At 58.9% G+C, this 14,761-nt stretch carries 15 protein-coding genes and 1 other annotated feature; all 15 genes read left to right on the top strand.

What is annotated here, in order from left to right:
- The first annotated feature begins 126 nt into the window (after window positions 1–126).
- The 15 genes from gltX to rpoB all read left to right on the top strand — a co-directional run bounded on the left by gltX (window position 127) and on the right by rpoB (window position 14,752).
- A complete protein-coding gene (gltX, locus tag GTO89_RS03765; protein WP_161260720.1) occupies window positions 127–1,596 on the top strand; it encodes a glutamate--tRNA ligase in 1,470 nt (489 codons plus the stop codon).
- A 395-nt stretch (window positions 1,597–1,991) separates the two neighbouring features.
- On the top strand, window positions 1,992–2,702 hold the full coding sequence (gene cysE / locus GTO89_RS03760; RefSeq protein ID WP_161260719.1) for a serine O-acetyltransferase: 711 nt from the start codon (window positions 1,992–1,994) through the stop codon (window positions 2,700–2,702).
- On the top strand, window positions 2,650–4,089 hold the full coding sequence (cysS, locus tag GTO89_RS03755) for a cysteine--tRNA ligase (protein ID WP_170294367.1): 1,440 nt from the start codon (window positions 2,650–2,652) through the stop codon (window positions 4,087–4,089). Before cysE ends, cysS begins: the two co-directional genes overlap by 53 nt.
- A 2-nt stretch (window positions 4,090–4,091) precedes the next feature.
- On the top strand, window positions 4,092–4,583 hold the full coding sequence (locus GTO89_RS03750) for a Mini-ribonuclease 3 (protein WP_328793853.1): 492 nt from the start codon (window positions 4,092–4,094) through the stop codon (window positions 4,581–4,583).
- 1 nt (window position 4,584) lies between these two features.
- Window positions 4,585–5,769: a 23S rRNA (guanosine(2251)-2'-O)-methyltransferase RlmB gene (gene rlmB, locus GTO89_RS03745; RefSeq protein ID WP_235920201.1), complete on the top strand. Its 1,185-nt coding sequence runs from the start codon at window positions 4,585–4,587 to the stop codon at window positions 5,767–5,769.
- A 9-nt stretch (window positions 5,770–5,778) separates the two neighbouring features.
- Window positions 5,779–6,288, top strand: coding sequence for an NYN domain-containing protein (locus tag GTO89_RS03740; protein WP_161260717.1), 510 nt, complete (start codon window positions 5,779–5,781; stop codon window positions 6,286–6,288).
- 152 nt (window positions 6,289–6,440) lie between these two features.
- Window positions 6,441–7,169: an RNA polymerase sporulation sigma factor SigH gene (gene sigH, locus GTO89_RS03735; RefSeq protein WP_328793852.1), complete on the top strand. Its 729-nt coding sequence runs from the start codon at window positions 6,441–6,443 to the stop codon at window positions 7,167–7,169.
- A 218-nt stretch (window positions 7,170–7,387) separates the two neighbouring features.
- Window positions 7,388–7,537, top strand: a complete 150-nt coding sequence (rpmG, locus tag GTO89_RS03730; RefSeq protein WP_161260715.1) for a 50S ribosomal protein L33 — start codon at window positions 7,388–7,390, stop codon at window positions 7,535–7,537.
- A gap of 99 nt (window positions 7,538–7,636) precedes the next feature.
- On the top strand, window positions 7,637–7,954 hold the full coding sequence (gene secE / locus GTO89_RS17765; RefSeq protein ID WP_328793851.1) for a preprotein translocase subunit SecE: 318 nt from the start codon (window positions 7,637–7,639) through the stop codon (window positions 7,952–7,954).
- A gap of 2 nt (window positions 7,955–7,956) precedes the next feature.
- Window positions 7,957–8,481, top strand: coding sequence for a transcription termination/antitermination protein NusG (gene nusG / locus GTO89_RS03720; RefSeq protein WP_161260753.1), 525 nt, complete (start codon window positions 7,957–7,959; stop codon window positions 8,479–8,481).
- 42 nt (window positions 8,482–8,523) lie between these two features.
- Complete coding sequence (gene rplK / locus GTO89_RS03715) at window positions 8,524–8,952, top strand: 50S ribosomal protein L11 (RefSeq protein ID WP_161260714.1); 429 nt, start codon at window positions 8,524–8,526, stop codon at window positions 8,950–8,952.
- A 55-nt stretch (window positions 8,953–9,007) separates the two neighbouring features.
- On the top strand, window positions 9,008–9,718 hold the full coding sequence (gene rplA / locus GTO89_RS03710) for a 50S ribosomal protein L1 (protein ID WP_161260713.1): 711 nt from the start codon (window positions 9,008–9,010) through the stop codon (window positions 9,716–9,718).
- 57 nt (window positions 9,719–9,775) lie between these two features.
- Window positions 9,776–9,954 (top strand) — a sequence feature (ribosomal protein L10 leader region).
- Window positions 9,955–9,979: 25 nt separating this feature from the next.
- Window positions 9,980–10,510 carry a 50S ribosomal protein L10 gene (rplJ, locus tag GTO89_RS03705; RefSeq protein WP_161260712.1) on the top strand — a complete coding sequence of 177 codons (531 nt, stop codon included), beginning with the start codon at window positions 9,980–9,982 and terminating at the stop codon, window positions 10,508–10,510.
- Window positions 10,511–10,542: 32 nt separating this feature from the next.
- A complete protein-coding gene (gene rplL / locus GTO89_RS03700; protein ID WP_161260711.1) occupies window positions 10,543–10,920 on the top strand; it encodes a 50S ribosomal protein L7/L12 in 378 nt (125 codons plus the stop codon).
- Between the two features lie 367 nt (window positions 10,921–11,287).
- Complete coding sequence (gene rpoB, locus GTO89_RS03695) at window positions 11,288–14,752, top strand: DNA-directed RNA polymerase subunit beta (protein WP_161260710.1); 3,465 nt, start codon at window positions 11,288–11,290, stop codon at window positions 14,750–14,752.
- The last annotated feature ends 9 nt before the right edge of the window (window positions 14,753–14,761 follow it).

Here is a 14,761-nt window from a genome sequence, read left to right as displayed (position 1 = left end):
TAGCGAAGGCCGCTGTCGCACCCCGATTCACCGCTTTTATCCCCCCGATTATTTTTCCGATTGATGATCAAATTTACCAAGCGAGGCGATCCCCTCGCTTGCAGGCAAAGGAGCCGTATCAGCGCCATGGAAAACGTACGCGTTCGCTTCGCCCCCAGTCCGACAGGCCCCCTGCATATCGGCGGCGCCCGTTCGGCCCTCTTTAACTTCCTCCTGGCCCGCCGCTTCGGCGGTCAATTCATCGTCCGTGTCGAGGACACCGATCTCGAACGGTCCAGCCGGGAGAGCGAAGACAACATCCTCGATGCATTGGAGTGGCTCGGCATCACCTGGGACGAGGGCATTCGCGTCGACGGACCCCACGCCCCGTACCGGCAAACAGAGCGCCTGCAGACCTACCGGGAGGCAGCCGACAAACTCCTGGCCGAAGGCAAAGCCTACCGCTGCTACTGCTCCGAAGAGGAACTGGAAGCCGAGCGCCAGGCTTTCGCCGAAAAAGGCGAACTCCCCCGCTACGGCGGTCGCTGCCGCTGCCTCAGCGCCGACGAAGAGGCCCGTTTCCTGGCAGAAGGCCGGAAGCCGGTCATTCGTTTCCGCGTTCCCGACGAGGGCGCCGTCGCCATCGATGACCTCGTGCGCGGCCATGTCAGCTTTGAATGCGCCGGCATCGGCGACTTCATCATCGTCAAATCGGACGGCATCCCCACCTACAACTTTGCCGTCGTCCTCGATGACAGCCTGATGGCGATCACCCATGTCATCCGCGGCGAAGAGCACCTCTCCAACACGCCGCGCCAGTTGCTCATCTACCAGGCCCTCGGCCTGACGCCACCCCAATTTGCCCACGTGTCGCTCATCCTCGGCAAAGACCGCTCCAAGATGAGCAAACGCCACGGCTCGACCTCTGTCGTCGCCTACCAGCGCCAGGGCTACCTGCCGGAAGCGCTCGTCAACTTCCTTGTCCTGCTCGGCTGGTCGCCGGGAGGCGAAGAGGAGATCTTCAGCCTCGACGACCTGATCGCCCAGTTTTCTCTCGATCGCGTCGCCAAGAGTCCCGCCGTCTTTGATTTTGAGAAACTGAACTGGATCAACGGCGTCTACCTGCGCAAGGCCGACCTGGACCGCCTTGTCGCCCTGGCCATGCCCCACCTGATCGAGGCCGGCGTCGTTCAGGAACCCCTGGACGAAACGGCGGCGCGCAAGGTCCGCTACATGGTGCAGGCCATCCAGGAGAAGATCAGCTACATGGCCCAGATTACCGACTTCATCCCCCTCTTTTTCGGCGATGACGTCACCTTCGAGAGCGACGAAGCCAAGGCCGTCATGGTGGAGGAACAGGTGCCGGAAGTCCTCAAGGCGTTCTTGCGCAAGCTCTCGGAAGGTCGCGATTTGACGCCCGACAACATCAAGGCCATGCTCAAAGAGGTGACCAAGGAGACGAAGCAAAAGGGCCGCAATGTCTTCATGCCCATCCGGGTCGCCTTGACAGGCCAGCAGCATGGGCCCGACCTCAACGCTCTTATCGCCGCTCTGGGCCGCGAGAGCGCCGTCACACGGTTGCGCCGCACGGCCGAACTGGCGGGAATCACCCTGTAAACGGCGCGTCGCGTTGACACTGGGTCACGACGACACCTATAATAGGGTATAATCTCGGATCCGCTCTCACAGGCGGCAGAAGTGAATCCGTTACAACGATGAGGAACGGGAGGTTCCACCTCAAATCCCCACCAGAGAAGGTCGCCTTGGCTGGAAGCGACCGGGGACGCTTTGCGGTGGTCGTGCGCCCGGGAATCGCCGGACCGAAGGAGAGTAGGTCTGGACGGCTTGGCCCCGTTACCGGCCTGCCGCGTCGCCGCCATGGCGCCGGCCTGAGATGGTCCTCCGGGGCCAAACAGAGTGGAACCGCGAACCGCCCTTCGCCTCTGTCCTTTGACAGAGGGGAGGGTTTTTCTATTTGCTTCACTTTTTATGACAGAGGGGGAAGACTGACAATGCTGGCTCGCATCCGCAAAGACATCCAGGTGATTTTCGAACGGGATCCCGCTGCAAAGTCGGTTTGGGAGGTCGTCCTCTGTTACCCGGGCTTTCACGCCATCCTGTTGCACCGGTTAAACCACTGGCTCTATAAAAAGGGCTGGGTGGTGTTGGCTCGTTTCCTGTCTCAAGTGGTGCGTTTTCTGACGGGCATCGAGATCCACCCGGGCGCCAAGATCGGCGAGGGCCTTTTCATCGACCATGGCATGGGCGTCGTCATCGGGGAGACGGCCGAGGTCGGCGACAACGTGACCATCTACCAGGGCGTCACCCTCGGCGGGACGGGCAAGGAAAAAGGGAAGCGCCACCCGACCATCGGCAACAACGTCGTCGTCTCATCAGGCGCCCGGGTCCTCGGTTCGATCACCATCGGCGACGACGTCAAGATCGGCGCTGGATCGGTGGTCTTAAAACCGGTGCCGCCCAACTGCACCGTTGTGGGCGTTCCCGGACGCATCGTCGTCCGTGACGGCGTCAATGTGCGCGACCGCCAACTCGTTGATCTGGAACACAACAAACTGCCCGATCCGGTGGCTGAAATGATCTTCTGCCTGCAGCGCAAGATCAGCCATCTGGAAGAACGGATCGCGCAACTGGAGGAGAACCACAGTGAGTCTGCGACTCTACAACACCCTCAGCCGGGAAAAGGAGACGTTTGTTCCGCATAAGGCCGGCCGCGTCGGCATGTATGTCTGCGGCCCGACAACATATGACTATATCCATCTAGGGAATGCCCGGCCGCTCGTCGTCTTCGATACGGTCCGTCGCTACCTGGAGTATGTGGGCTATGAAGTCGCCTATGTGCAGAACTTCACCGACATCGATGACAAGATCATCAACCGCGCCAAGGAGATCGGCGAAGACCCCATTGCCATGGCTGCCCGTTTTGTCGAGGAATACCACCGAGACGCCAAGGCGCTCAATGTGCGCCCGGCGACGGTGCACCCCAAAGTGAGCAACCACATGGCCGAGATCATCGCCATGATCCGCGGACTGGAGGAGAAGGGCCACGCCTATGCCATGGACGGCGATGTCTATTTCTCCATCCCCAGCTTCAAGGACTATGGCAAGCTTTCGGGCCGTTCCTTGGAGGATCTGCAAGCCGGCGCCCGCGTCGATGTGAACGAACGGAAGCGCCACCCCATGGACTTCGCCCTTTGGAAAGGGGCGAAGCCCGGCGAACCTTCCTGGGGAAGCCCCTGGGGTCAGGGTCGTCCGGGTTGGCACATCGAGTGCTCCGCCATGTCCCGCAAGTACCTGGGCGACACCTTTGACATCCACGGCGGCGGCCAGGACCTGATCTTCCCGCACCACGAGAACGAGGTGGCCCAATCGGAAGCCTGCACCGGCGTCGCCCCCATGGCCCGCTATTGGCTGCACAACGGCTTTATCACCGTCAACCAGGAGAAGATGTCCAAATCGCTGGGCAATTTCTTCACCCTCCGGGAGATCCTGAAAAAATTCCCCGGCGATGTGATCCGCTTCTACCTCCTGTCCACCCACTACCGCAGCCCCATCGACTTTGACGACGGCAAGCTGGAAGCGGCCCAAAAAGGATTGCAGCGCTTGCGCACCAGTCGCCGCCTCCTGGCCGAGACGCTGGGCGATGGCGGAAAAGCGGACACAGCGCGCCCCCCTGAACTGCGGGAAAAACTGGCGGAACAATGGCTGGCCCTGAAAAACGGCTTCCGCGAGGCCATGGATGACGACTTCAACACCGCCCTGGCCCTGTCCATGCTCTTTGACCTGGCGCGGGAGGTCAACACCTTCCTGCACGGCGCCTACGGCCTGACACCAGAAGACCGGACACTGCTGCAGCAGGTGGGCGAAGGTTTTGACGAACTGGCCGGTGTGCTCGGCGTCGACCTGGCGGAAGGCGCGGCGGCGGCCGATGACGGCGCCGTCGACGGCCTGATGAATCTATTGATCGGCATCCGCGCCGAGGCGCGCAAGAAAAAAGACTGGGCCATGGCCGACCGGATCCGCGACGGCCTGAAAGAACTGGGCATCGTCATCGAAGATACGCCCCAGGGCGCTCGCTGGAAGAAGAGCTGACCGTGGAACATGGCTGTGAACCGATGGGCGGCGGCTGGAAGGATTGGCGAGGACGGGTCCCGGCCGAACTGCCGTCGCCCCTGGCGCTGGCCTACCTGGGCGACGCCGTCTTTGAACTGTGGGTGCGCCGGACGCTGATTGAAGCGGGCGTCGTCAAGGTGGCCCAGCTGCATAAGCAGGCCGTCGACCTCGTCCGAGCCACCTCCCAGGTTGCCCTGTTGCGCTGCATCGAACCCCACCTGGATGAGGAAGAGCGGGAATGGGTGCGCCGTGGCCGCAACGCCGACTCAGGCCGCTGTCCCAAATCGACCGATGTGACCACCTACCGCGCATCGACTGGCTTTGAATGCCTGGTGGGATACTGGTCGCTCGTCCGTCCGGAACGATTGCCTTTCCTCCGAGAGCAACTCGCGCTCTGGCTGGACAAGCGAGGAAACGAAAGAGGCTGCGGAAGTGACACACTTCCGAGCATGAAGGAAATGGAGCCGAAGTAGTATGAAGAGGGAAAGACAACTTCCTTCCCGCGAGAAGTCCTTTGGAAAAGGGCCGAGAGACAATCAGGGAACGCGCAAGGGCCCGGTGTCCGGGGAACAGAGAGACCGCCGGGATTTTCGCAAAGGTCCGGGGGCTGGCGAACCGGGCGACCGGCGCGACTTCCGCAAAGGCCCGGCATCGGTTGGCTCCGGCGACAGCCGCGACTTTCGCAGAGGTCCCGCGACCGGCGGTTCCGGCGACCGGCGCGATTTTCGCAAGGGTCCGGCCGCCGGGGAACCGGGAGAGCGCCGGGATTTTCGCAAAGACCCGGCGACCGGTGAGTCGAGAGACCGTCGTGAATTCGACAAACCCTTCGTAAAAAGAGAGGACCGTCAAAGCCGCGATTCGGCAAAACCCCGCCTGCGGCCGGCGGCAGTGGAAAGACCGGAACCGGAGGAGCGTGAAGACCTGCTGGCGGGACGCCATCCCGTGCTGGAGGCGCTCAAGGCCGGTCGCGCCATCAACAAGATCATCGTCGCCAAAGGGGCGCGGGAGGGTTCTATCCGGGAGATCCTCGGTATGGCCCGCGACAAAGGCATCCCTATCATCGAACTGGAACGGGTCGTCCTCGACCAGGAGGCGCGCCACCACCAGGGCATCATCGCCCATGTGGCGCCGGTCGCCTACGTGGAGGTCGAGGCGATCCTCGAAAAAGCGAAGGCCAAAGGCGAGCCCCCCTTCGTCCTGCTCCTGGACGGTTTGGAGGATCCTCATAACATCGGCGCTTTGCTGCGCACCGCCGACGGCGCCGGCGCCCATGGCGTCGTCATCCCCAAACGGCGCGGCGGCGCCATCACCAGCACCGTCGCCAAAGCCTCGGCCGGCGCAGTCGAATATGTGCCCATCGCCCGGGTGACCAACCTGGTCCAGACGGTGGGAATGTTGAAAAAGGCGGGCCTGTGGATCATCGGCAGCGCCATGGACGCGCCCCAGCCCTATTACCGCCAAGATTTCACGGGACCGGTGGGACTCATCGTCGGCAGCGAGGGCAAAGGGATCAGTCCATTGCTCCGGGAACACTGTGATCATCTGGTCTCGATCCCCATGGGAGGCAAGGTGGAATCCCTCAACGCCTCTGTCGCCGGCGCGTTGCTCATGTATGAGCGGGTTCGCCAGGTCCAGGCCGGCCCATCGACGCCGCAATAGTCTTGCGGAATGAAAGACACCCTGATCGTCGACGGGTACAACGCCTTGAACGCCTGGCCCGAACTGCATGCACTGCGCGCTCGCAGCTTCGATCACGCCCGAGATAAACTGATCGACATCCTCGTCGAATATGCCGCCCTGCAGGGGCTCCGGCTGATCGTTGTTTTCGACGCCTACCACGTCAAGGGCGGGAAGGAACGGGTAGAGGAGCGGGCCGGCGCCCGCATCGTCTACACCCGTGAAGAGGAGACGGCGGATCGCTATATCGAGCGCCTGCTGGGGCGGCAGATTCGCGGCAACGTTTGGGTGGCCACAGGAGACGCTGTCGAGCAGGCCATCGCACTGGGGCGAGGCGCCTGCCGGCTCCCGGTGCGAGAACTTCACGCCCAGGTCGTCGCGTCGACTCGCGAAAAAAAACAGCGCTTGCAGGCGAGAGTCGACGAAGACCGCCTGGACAGCCGCCTCGACGAAGGGATCCGCCGAAGACTGGAACAGATGCGCCGCGGCCTGACCACGTAAAACTGCCGATGATTGGGGGCGAGTCCTTGACGGTCAAAAAGACCTTCGGGTATAATGAGGTTGTTCCCAAAGGACAACCCGCCTTCATGCGGAACAGGGCTTCACACGAATCGGGCGATTCGAAGGGAAACTCAATAGTGGGGGCGATAGGCGTGAGTGTGAATGCCCAGAGAGAACTGTTGGACGACTTTGAGCAACTGGTGGACGAAGAAGTCGTAGAAATGGCCAAAGAGGGCGATGAAGAAGCCCTTGAGTATCTGATCAATAAATACAAGAACTTCGTTCGAGCCAAAGCGCGGTCCTACTTTTTGATCGGGGCGGATCGGGAGGACATCATCCAGGAAGGGATGATCGGTCTCTACAAAGCCATCCGCGACTTCCGTTGCGATAAGCTTTCCTCCTTTCGCGCCTTTGCCGAACTCTGCATCACCCGCCAGATCATTACGGCCATCAAGACGGCCACCCGTCAGAAGCATATCCCGTTGAACTCCTATGTCTCCTTGAACAAGCCGATCTATGACGAAGACTCGGACCGGACGCTCCTGGACGTGATCTCAGGCACCAAGATCACCGATCCCGAAGAGTTGATCATCAGCCGCGAGGAATTTGACGATATCGAGGAGAAGATGGGCGAGATCCTGAGTTCCCTGGAGTGGAAGGTTCTCATGTCCTACCTGGAGGGCAAGTCCTATCAGGAGATCGCCGTGGACCTCAAGCGGCATGTCAAGTCCATCGACAACGCCTTGCAGCGGGTCAAGCGCAAGCTGGAAAAGTATCTGGAAAACCGCGATGAAGAGCGGTTGGCCGGCGCCTTGCGGGACCGCTGTCCAGGTCGCGAAGTTCGCTTTCTGACCAAAGAGATCGTCGACGATACGAAATGATCCACCTGATAAAGGGTGGATTTTTCACCGGATAAAGCCATTTATTTGAGGGCATACTCCTAGAGAATGCCCTCTTTTTCTACGCCTGGAGACTGCGGGAACCGCCCGGGAATGTTGTTGACTTCCGTTTTTGCTTGTGCTAAAGTAATGTGAGTAATGGGCAAATTCGGACCACCCGGTACGGGTGGTTTTGTCAATGCAACGGGGGAGGTGTCGCAATGCGTGTCGGTGTTACCCTGGCCTGCACGGAGTGCAAGCGCCGGAATTACATGACGAACAAGAACAAGAAGAACGATCCCGATCGTGTCGAATTGAAGAAGTACTGCAAGTGGTGCAAGACGCAAACGGTCCATAAAGAGACCAAGTAAGTCTGCGTTCACGGAAAAGTGCTGTCGCTGTCCCTAATCCGCCGGACGTGGGTGCGCCATGGCTTGCGGCGAATCGGTGTTTGAGGAAGGGAAGTTCCAGTGGGCGAGATAAAACCAACGGATAAGCCTGAAAAGGTCGAGAAAACAGAAAACACGACCAAAGCAACCCCGGTCAAGGATGCTGCCAAAAAAGGGGAGCCGGCGAAAAAACCCGCTGTTACACGTTCTTCGACAATGGAGCGCTCCCAGAACTTCGCCCGCGGCGTAGCTAGTGAGATGAAGAAGGTTCATTGGCCGACCCGGCAAGAAGTCATCACCTACACCGGTGTCGTCCTCACTGCCGTTGTCTTCGTGTCGGCATTGATTTTCGTCGTCGATGAAGCGCTCAGCCTCGCGCTGAAGCAGTTGATCAGGTGACCATGGATAAGCAGTGGTACGTGATTCATACTTACTCCGGCTATGAGAACAAGGTAAAAGCCAATCTGGAGCGCCGTGTCGAATCGATGAATATGGAGGACAAGATCTTCCGGATCCTCGTCCCCATGGAAGATGAAGTCGAGATCAAAAACGGCAAGCGCAAGGTGACCAAGCGCAAGGTCTTCCCTGGCTATGTCCTTGTCGAGATGATCATGACCGACGACTCCTGGTATGTGGTTCGCAATACGCCCGGTGTGACCGGCTTTGTCGGTCCGGGGACGAAACCGATTCCCTTGCAGCCTGGCGAAGCGGCTCATATCCTGAAATCGATGGGCCTCGACGAAGCGCGGACGCGTCACGACTATGAACTCAAACAGAATGTTCGGGTCACATCAGGGCCGTTCCAGGACTTTATCGGCATCATCGAAGACATTCAGCCGGAAAAAGGCAAGCTGAAGGTGCTCGTTTCTATGTTTGGCAGAGAGACGCCCGTCGAGCTTGATTTTTCGCAAGTAGAAAAAGTATAACCCGATACCCGACAGACCAATAGAAGGAGGTGGCACCAACCAATGGCAAAGAAAGTAGTCGCAGTCGTCAAACTGCAATGCCCTGCCGGTAAAGCGAACCCCGCCCCCCCGGTCGGTCCTGCGCTGGGTCAGCATGGTGTGAACATCATGGCCTTTTGCAAGCAGTACAACGAAGCTACAGCGGCCCAAGCCGGCCTGATCATTCCGGTGGAAATTACGGTATATGAAGACCGTTCCTTCACCTTTGTGACCAAGACGCCCCCTGCTGCCGTACTGCTGAAAAAAGCAGCCGGTATCGAGACGGCCTCCGGCACGCCCAACAAGAAAAAAGTCGGCAAGGTTCCTCGCGCGAAAGTGCAGGAAATCGCCGAACTGAAGATGAAAGATCTCAACGCGGCAAGCGTCGAGTCGGCCATGCGCATGATCGAGGGCACCGCCCGCAGCATGGGCATCGAGATCGTCGAAGCCTAACGCGTTGACCCAGTGGGAGGGCAAGAGCCCGCCAACACCACGAGGAGGATAAAACATGCCGAAACACGGGAAAAAGTATCAAGATCATGCCAAACTGGTCGACCGGGATCAAGTCCTGGAAGCCCAAGAGGCCATGGATATGGTTAAAAAAATGGCAACCGCCAAGTTCGATGAGACGGTAGAAGCCGCCTTCCGGCTCGGCGTCGACCCCCGCCATGCTGACCAGATGATTCGGGGCGCTGTTGTACTGCCCCATGGCACCGGCAAATCGCGGAAAGTGGCCGTTTTCGCCAAAGGCGACAAGGCCAAAGAAGCGGAAGCTGCTGGCGCTGATGCCGTTGGCGCTGAGGATCTCGTCGAAAAGATCCAGGGCGGCTGGCTGGACTTTGACGTGGCTGTCGCCACGCCCGACGTGATGGGTCTCGTCGGTAAACTGGGCCGTTTGCTCGGTCCCAAGGGCTTGATGCCCAACCCGAAGACTGGCACCGTCACCTTTGACGTGGCCCGGGCGATCCAAGAGATCAAAGCTGGTAAGATCGAATACCGCGTTGACAAAACGGGGATCATCCATGCCCCGATCGGCAAGGCTTCTTTCGATGCCCAGAAACTGCTGGAGAACTATCAGACCCTGCTGGACACCCTGCTGAAGGCGAAGCCGGCGGCGGCCAAAGGCCAGTACATCAAGAGCATCACCTTGTCGTCTACGATGAGCCCTGGCGTTCGCATCAACCCGCTGAAGCCTCATGCCGTTCAGGTCCAACAGTAATTTTCGGCTTGACAACCGGAAAGCTGATGATTAGGATAGATACAGTCAACTGACATTGAAAATTGAAAAGACTCGCTGTAGACAGCAGGCGCCGCAGTGATGCGGCATAATGTGAAAACACCTGCCGAGGTGATTGGTCAAGATAACCAGTGAAACGCCCCTTGAGGGTCTTTCATCGGGAAGAATTTTGTTGCCAAGCCTCCGCTGTCTGCAGCGGAGGCTTTTCCGCTTTCTCACCGCAAAGGGGGTGAAACAACCCGCATGGCCACTAAAGAACAAAAAGCTGTACAACTCTCGGAAATCAGAGAAACCATGGGCAAAGCCAAGTCCTGCGTGCTGGCTGACTTCCGGGGCATGACCGTCAAGGAAGCCACCGACCTGCGGAACCAGTTCCGGAAGGCCGGCGTGGAGTTCAAGGTCTGCAAAAACACCCTGACCCGCATCGTCGCCAACGAACTCGGCATCCAAGGCCTGGACCCCTACCTCGAAGGTCCGACTGCGATCGCCTTTGGCATTGAGGATCCCGTCGCTCCCGCTAAGGTGTTGACGGAATTCGCCAAGACGACCAAGAACAAGAACTTCGCCATCAAAGCCGGCGTTGTCGAAGGCAAGGTCATCACTGCCGACGGCGTCAAGGCCTTGGCCGACCTGCCGTCGCGCGAAGTCCTGCTGGCTCAGGTTCTGGCCGGCATTCAAGGTCCCCTCGTCGGTCTGGTCAACGTCCTGCAAGGTCCCATCCGCAAACTGGGCTACGTCCTGGAAGATCTGCGCAAGCAAAAGGAAAGCGCCTAAGCTTAAATTATTAAATGGAGGAATTCAATACCATGAGCAAGATCAATGAAATCATCGAAGCGGTCAAAGGCCTGACCGTTCTCGAACTGGCCGAACTGGTCAAAGCCTTCGAAGAAGAATTCGGCGTCAGCGCTGCCGCTCCCGTCGCCATGGCCGCCATGCCCGTGGCCGCCGCTGCTGCTGCTCCCGCTGAAGAGCAAACTGAATTCGACGTCATCCTGAAAGCCGCTGGCGACAAGAAAGTCAACGTCATCAAAGTCGTCCGCGAAATCACCGGCCTGGGCCTGAAAGAAGCGAAAGACCTCGTTGACGGCGCTCCCAAAGCCGTTAAAGAGAAAATCGCCAAAGAAGAAGCCGAAGCCGTCAAGAAGAAACTTGAAGAAGCCGGCGCTTCCGTCGAAGTTAAGTAATTTTGCTTCGCGAACAGCTAGAAAAAAAGCAGGGCGGTCCTACCGTCCTGCTTTTTTCAATCCATAATTTTTTCTGGCAAGGAACCGCAATGATTGACAGTTCGCACCTCTTATGCTAATATTATATCTTGCGATCGTGCTCGTTTTTGGTGCCTTTGCTCCTGTGCGGGTGCATTTTACCGGGAATAAATTCGGTGTCGACAGGGTAGAATACCCGGATATGAGGGGGAACCAGGGTGGACTCGCCGAGGAGGGAGTCTATTGCCGCAACCGTAGAAAAGAAACCCGGTGGTAGAGGGTAGGTGAATACAGACCCTCGAACTGGTGTTTCTTTTGTTTTGCTATCACGATACAAGAGGTGAATCGGATGGTATATCCTGTGCAATGTGGGCCTCGCGAGCGATGGACTTTTGCCCGCATCCAGGAAGTCATGGACATGCCCAATCTGATAGAAATCCAGCAGAACTCCTATCGCTGGTTTCTCGAAGAGGGCTTGCGCGAGATGTTCCGCGATATCTCGCCCATTCAGGACTTCACCGGAAACCTGATCCTGGAGTTCATCGACTATGCCCTTGGCGACCCCAAGTATAGCGTGGAAGAATGCAAGGAACGCGATGTCACCTTTGCGGCCCCTTTGCGCGTCAAAGTTCGCCTGATCAACAAAGAAACGGGCGAGGTCAAGGAGCAGGAAGTCTTTATGGGCGACTTCCCGCTGATGACGGACAAAGGCACCTTCATCATCAACGGCGCTGAACGGGTCATCGTCAGCCAACTCGTTCGTTCGCCAGGCGTCTATTACAATGAAGCCATCGACCCGCCAAGCGGCAAGAAACTCTTCGGCGCCACCATGATCCCCAATCGCGGCGCCTGGCTGGAATTTGAAACCGATATCAACGACAACGTTTTCGTGCGCATCGACCGCACCCGCAAACTCCCGGCGACAGTGCTCATCCGGGCGTTGGGTTACTCCAACAATGCCCAGGTCCATGAGCTCTTTGACGGTGACGAGCGGATCCGGATCACCCTGGAACGGGACAACACGGAGAATACGGAAGAAGCGCTCGTCGAGATCTATAAACGCCTCCGTCCCGGCGAGCCGCCCACTGTGGACAGTGCGCGGAGTCTGCTGGAGACCCTCTTTTTCGATCCGAAGCGTTACGACCTGGCCAAGGTGGGCCGCTATAAGATCAACAAACGCCTCGGCGTCAGCGTGGAGCGTGAGATCCGCCATCTGACCCGGGACGATATCATCGCCGCTGTGCGAGAACTGCTCAAGTTGATGCAGGGCGAAGGCCGGGCCGACGATATCGACCACCTGGGCAATCGCCGCCTTCGTTCTGTCGGCGAGCTCTTGCAGAACCAGTTCCGCATCGGTCTTTCGCGGATGGAACGGGTTGTCCGCGAGCGGATGACGATCCAGGACGTGGAGGTCATCACCCCGCAGGTCCTGATCAACATCCGGCCCGTAGTGGCGGCCATCAAGGAGTTCTTCGGTTCTTCACAGCTCTCCCAGTTCATGGACCAGACGAACCCTCTCGCCGAACTGACGCACAAGCGTCGTCTCTCCGCCCTCGGCCCTGGCGGTCTTTCACGGGAGCGGGCCGGTTTTGAGGTCCGCGACGTTCACCACTCCCACTATGGACGCATGTGCCCCATCGAGACGCCGGAAGGTCCCAACATCGGCCTGATCGGTTCGTTGTCCACCTTTGCGCGGATCAATGAATTTGGCTTCATTGAGACGCCTTACCGCAAGGTTGACAAAGAACGCGGCGTTGTCACCGACCAGATCGATTACCTGACCGCCGATGAGGAAGACAAGTATATCGTGGCCCAGGCCAACGCTCCTCTGGATGAGGAAGGTCGCTTCAAAGAAAAGCGGGTCAACGCCCGCCATGGCCACGACATCCTCGTCGTCCCCGTCGAGAAGGTCGACTATATGGACGTTTCGCCCAAACAGGTCGTCTCTATCGCCACCGCTCTGATCCCCTTCTTGGAGCATGACGACGCCAACCGCGCCCTGATGGGCGCCAACATGCAGCGTCAGGCGGTGCCCCTGTTGCGCACCGACGCGCCCTATGTGGGCACAGGGATGGAGTTCAAGGCCGCTTACGACTCAGGTGTCTGCGCCATCTCCCGCAAAGCCGGCTATGTGGAGCGGGTCACCGGCGACGAGATCTTCATCCGTTGTGACGACGGCACGCTGGAGCATCATAAACTGCTCAAATTCCTCCGCTCCAACCAGGGAACCTGCATCAACCAGAAACCGATTTGTTACAAAGGACAGCGTGTTGAGGCCGGTCAAACCATCGCCGACGGCCCTTCGACCGATCAAGGCGAACTGGCCCTCGGTCGCAACGTGCTCGTCGCCTTCATGACCTGGGAAGGCTACAATTACGAAGACGCCATCCTGGTCAATGAAAAGCTGGTCAAAGAGGATTACTTCACCTCTATTCATATTGAAGAATATGAGTGCGATTCCAGCGACACCAAGCTGGGGCCGGAAGAGATCACCCGGGACATCCCCAACGTGGGCGACGAGGTCTTGAAAGACCTCGATGATCGCGGCATCATCCGCGTCGGCGCCGAGGTGCGACCCGGCGATATCCTCGTCGGCAAGGTCACCCCCAAAGGGGAGACGGAACTGACGGCAGAGGAGCGCCTGTTGCGCGCCATCTTCGGCGAAAAAGCGCGGGAAGTGCGCGATACCTCCCTGCGTGTCCCCCACGGGGAAGCCGGCAAGATCGTCGACGTAAAAGTCTTCTCGCGGGAGAACGGCGACGAACTGGCGCCGGGCGTCAACCAACTGGTGCGCGTCTACATCGCCCAGAAACGGAAGATCTCCGAGGGCGACAAGATGGCCGGCCGCCACGGCAACAAGGGGGTTATCTCCCGTATCATGCCGGAGGCCGACATGCCCTACCTGGCGGATGGCACGCCGGTGGAGATCGTGCTCAACCCTCTGGGCGTTCCCTCACGGATGAACATCGGCCAGATCTTGGAGACCCACCTCGGTTGGGCATCCAAACACATGGACCGCGGGTTCCTCGCTGACGGCACACCGAGCGGAGAGAGAGGAATTCGCGTGGCGACACCGGTCTTTGACGGCGCCACCGAAGACGACATCTTCGAATTCCTCACCAAGGCGGGTTTGCCGAAGGCGAACGAAACGGCCTTGACCGACACCCGGACCGATGGCTTGCGTGAGAGCATGGATGCTGTCCCCCTCGGCAAATCGATCCTCTATGACGGACGAACCGGCGAGCCCTTTGACAACCCGATCACCGTCGGCTACATGTATATGCTGAAGCTGGCTCACCTCGTTGACGACAAGATCCACGCTCGTTCGACCGGTCCCTATTCGCTGGTGACGCAGCAGCCCCTGGGCGGCAAGGCCCAGTTCGGCGGCCAGCGTTTCGGCGAGATGGAGGTCTGGGCGCTGGAGGCCTACGGGGCCGCCTACACCCTGCAGGAGATCCTCACCGTCAAATCGGACGACGTGGTTGGTCGTGTGAAAACATACGAAGCCATCGTCAAGGGCGAGAACATCCCCGAACCGGGTGTTCCCGAATCCTTCAAGGTTTTGATCAAAGAACTGCAAAGCCTGGGCCTGGATGTCAAAATCCTCTCGGAAGACGAGCGAGAGATTGAGATCAAGGAAGTCGAGGAAGACGTGGCCGAAACGGCCAAGGAACTCGGCATCGACATCCAGGGCGAAGAAAAGCCGGAAGTGGGCGGTGAAGCCCCATCACCCGATGAGACGGATGATGAAGAGGAGATCGATTTTGCCGCCGGCTTCTTGCAGGACGCCTTGGAAGAACTGGAAGAAGACTGATCCGCCCAA

Source organism: Heliomicrobium gestii, from assembly GCF_009877435.1.
GTDB lineage: Bacteria > Bacillota > Desulfitobacteriia > Heliobacteriales > Heliobacteriaceae > Heliomicrobium > Heliomicrobium gestii.
Note: the sequence above shows the minus strand (reverse complement) of the source record. Positions and strands in the feature narration are given on the sequence as shown.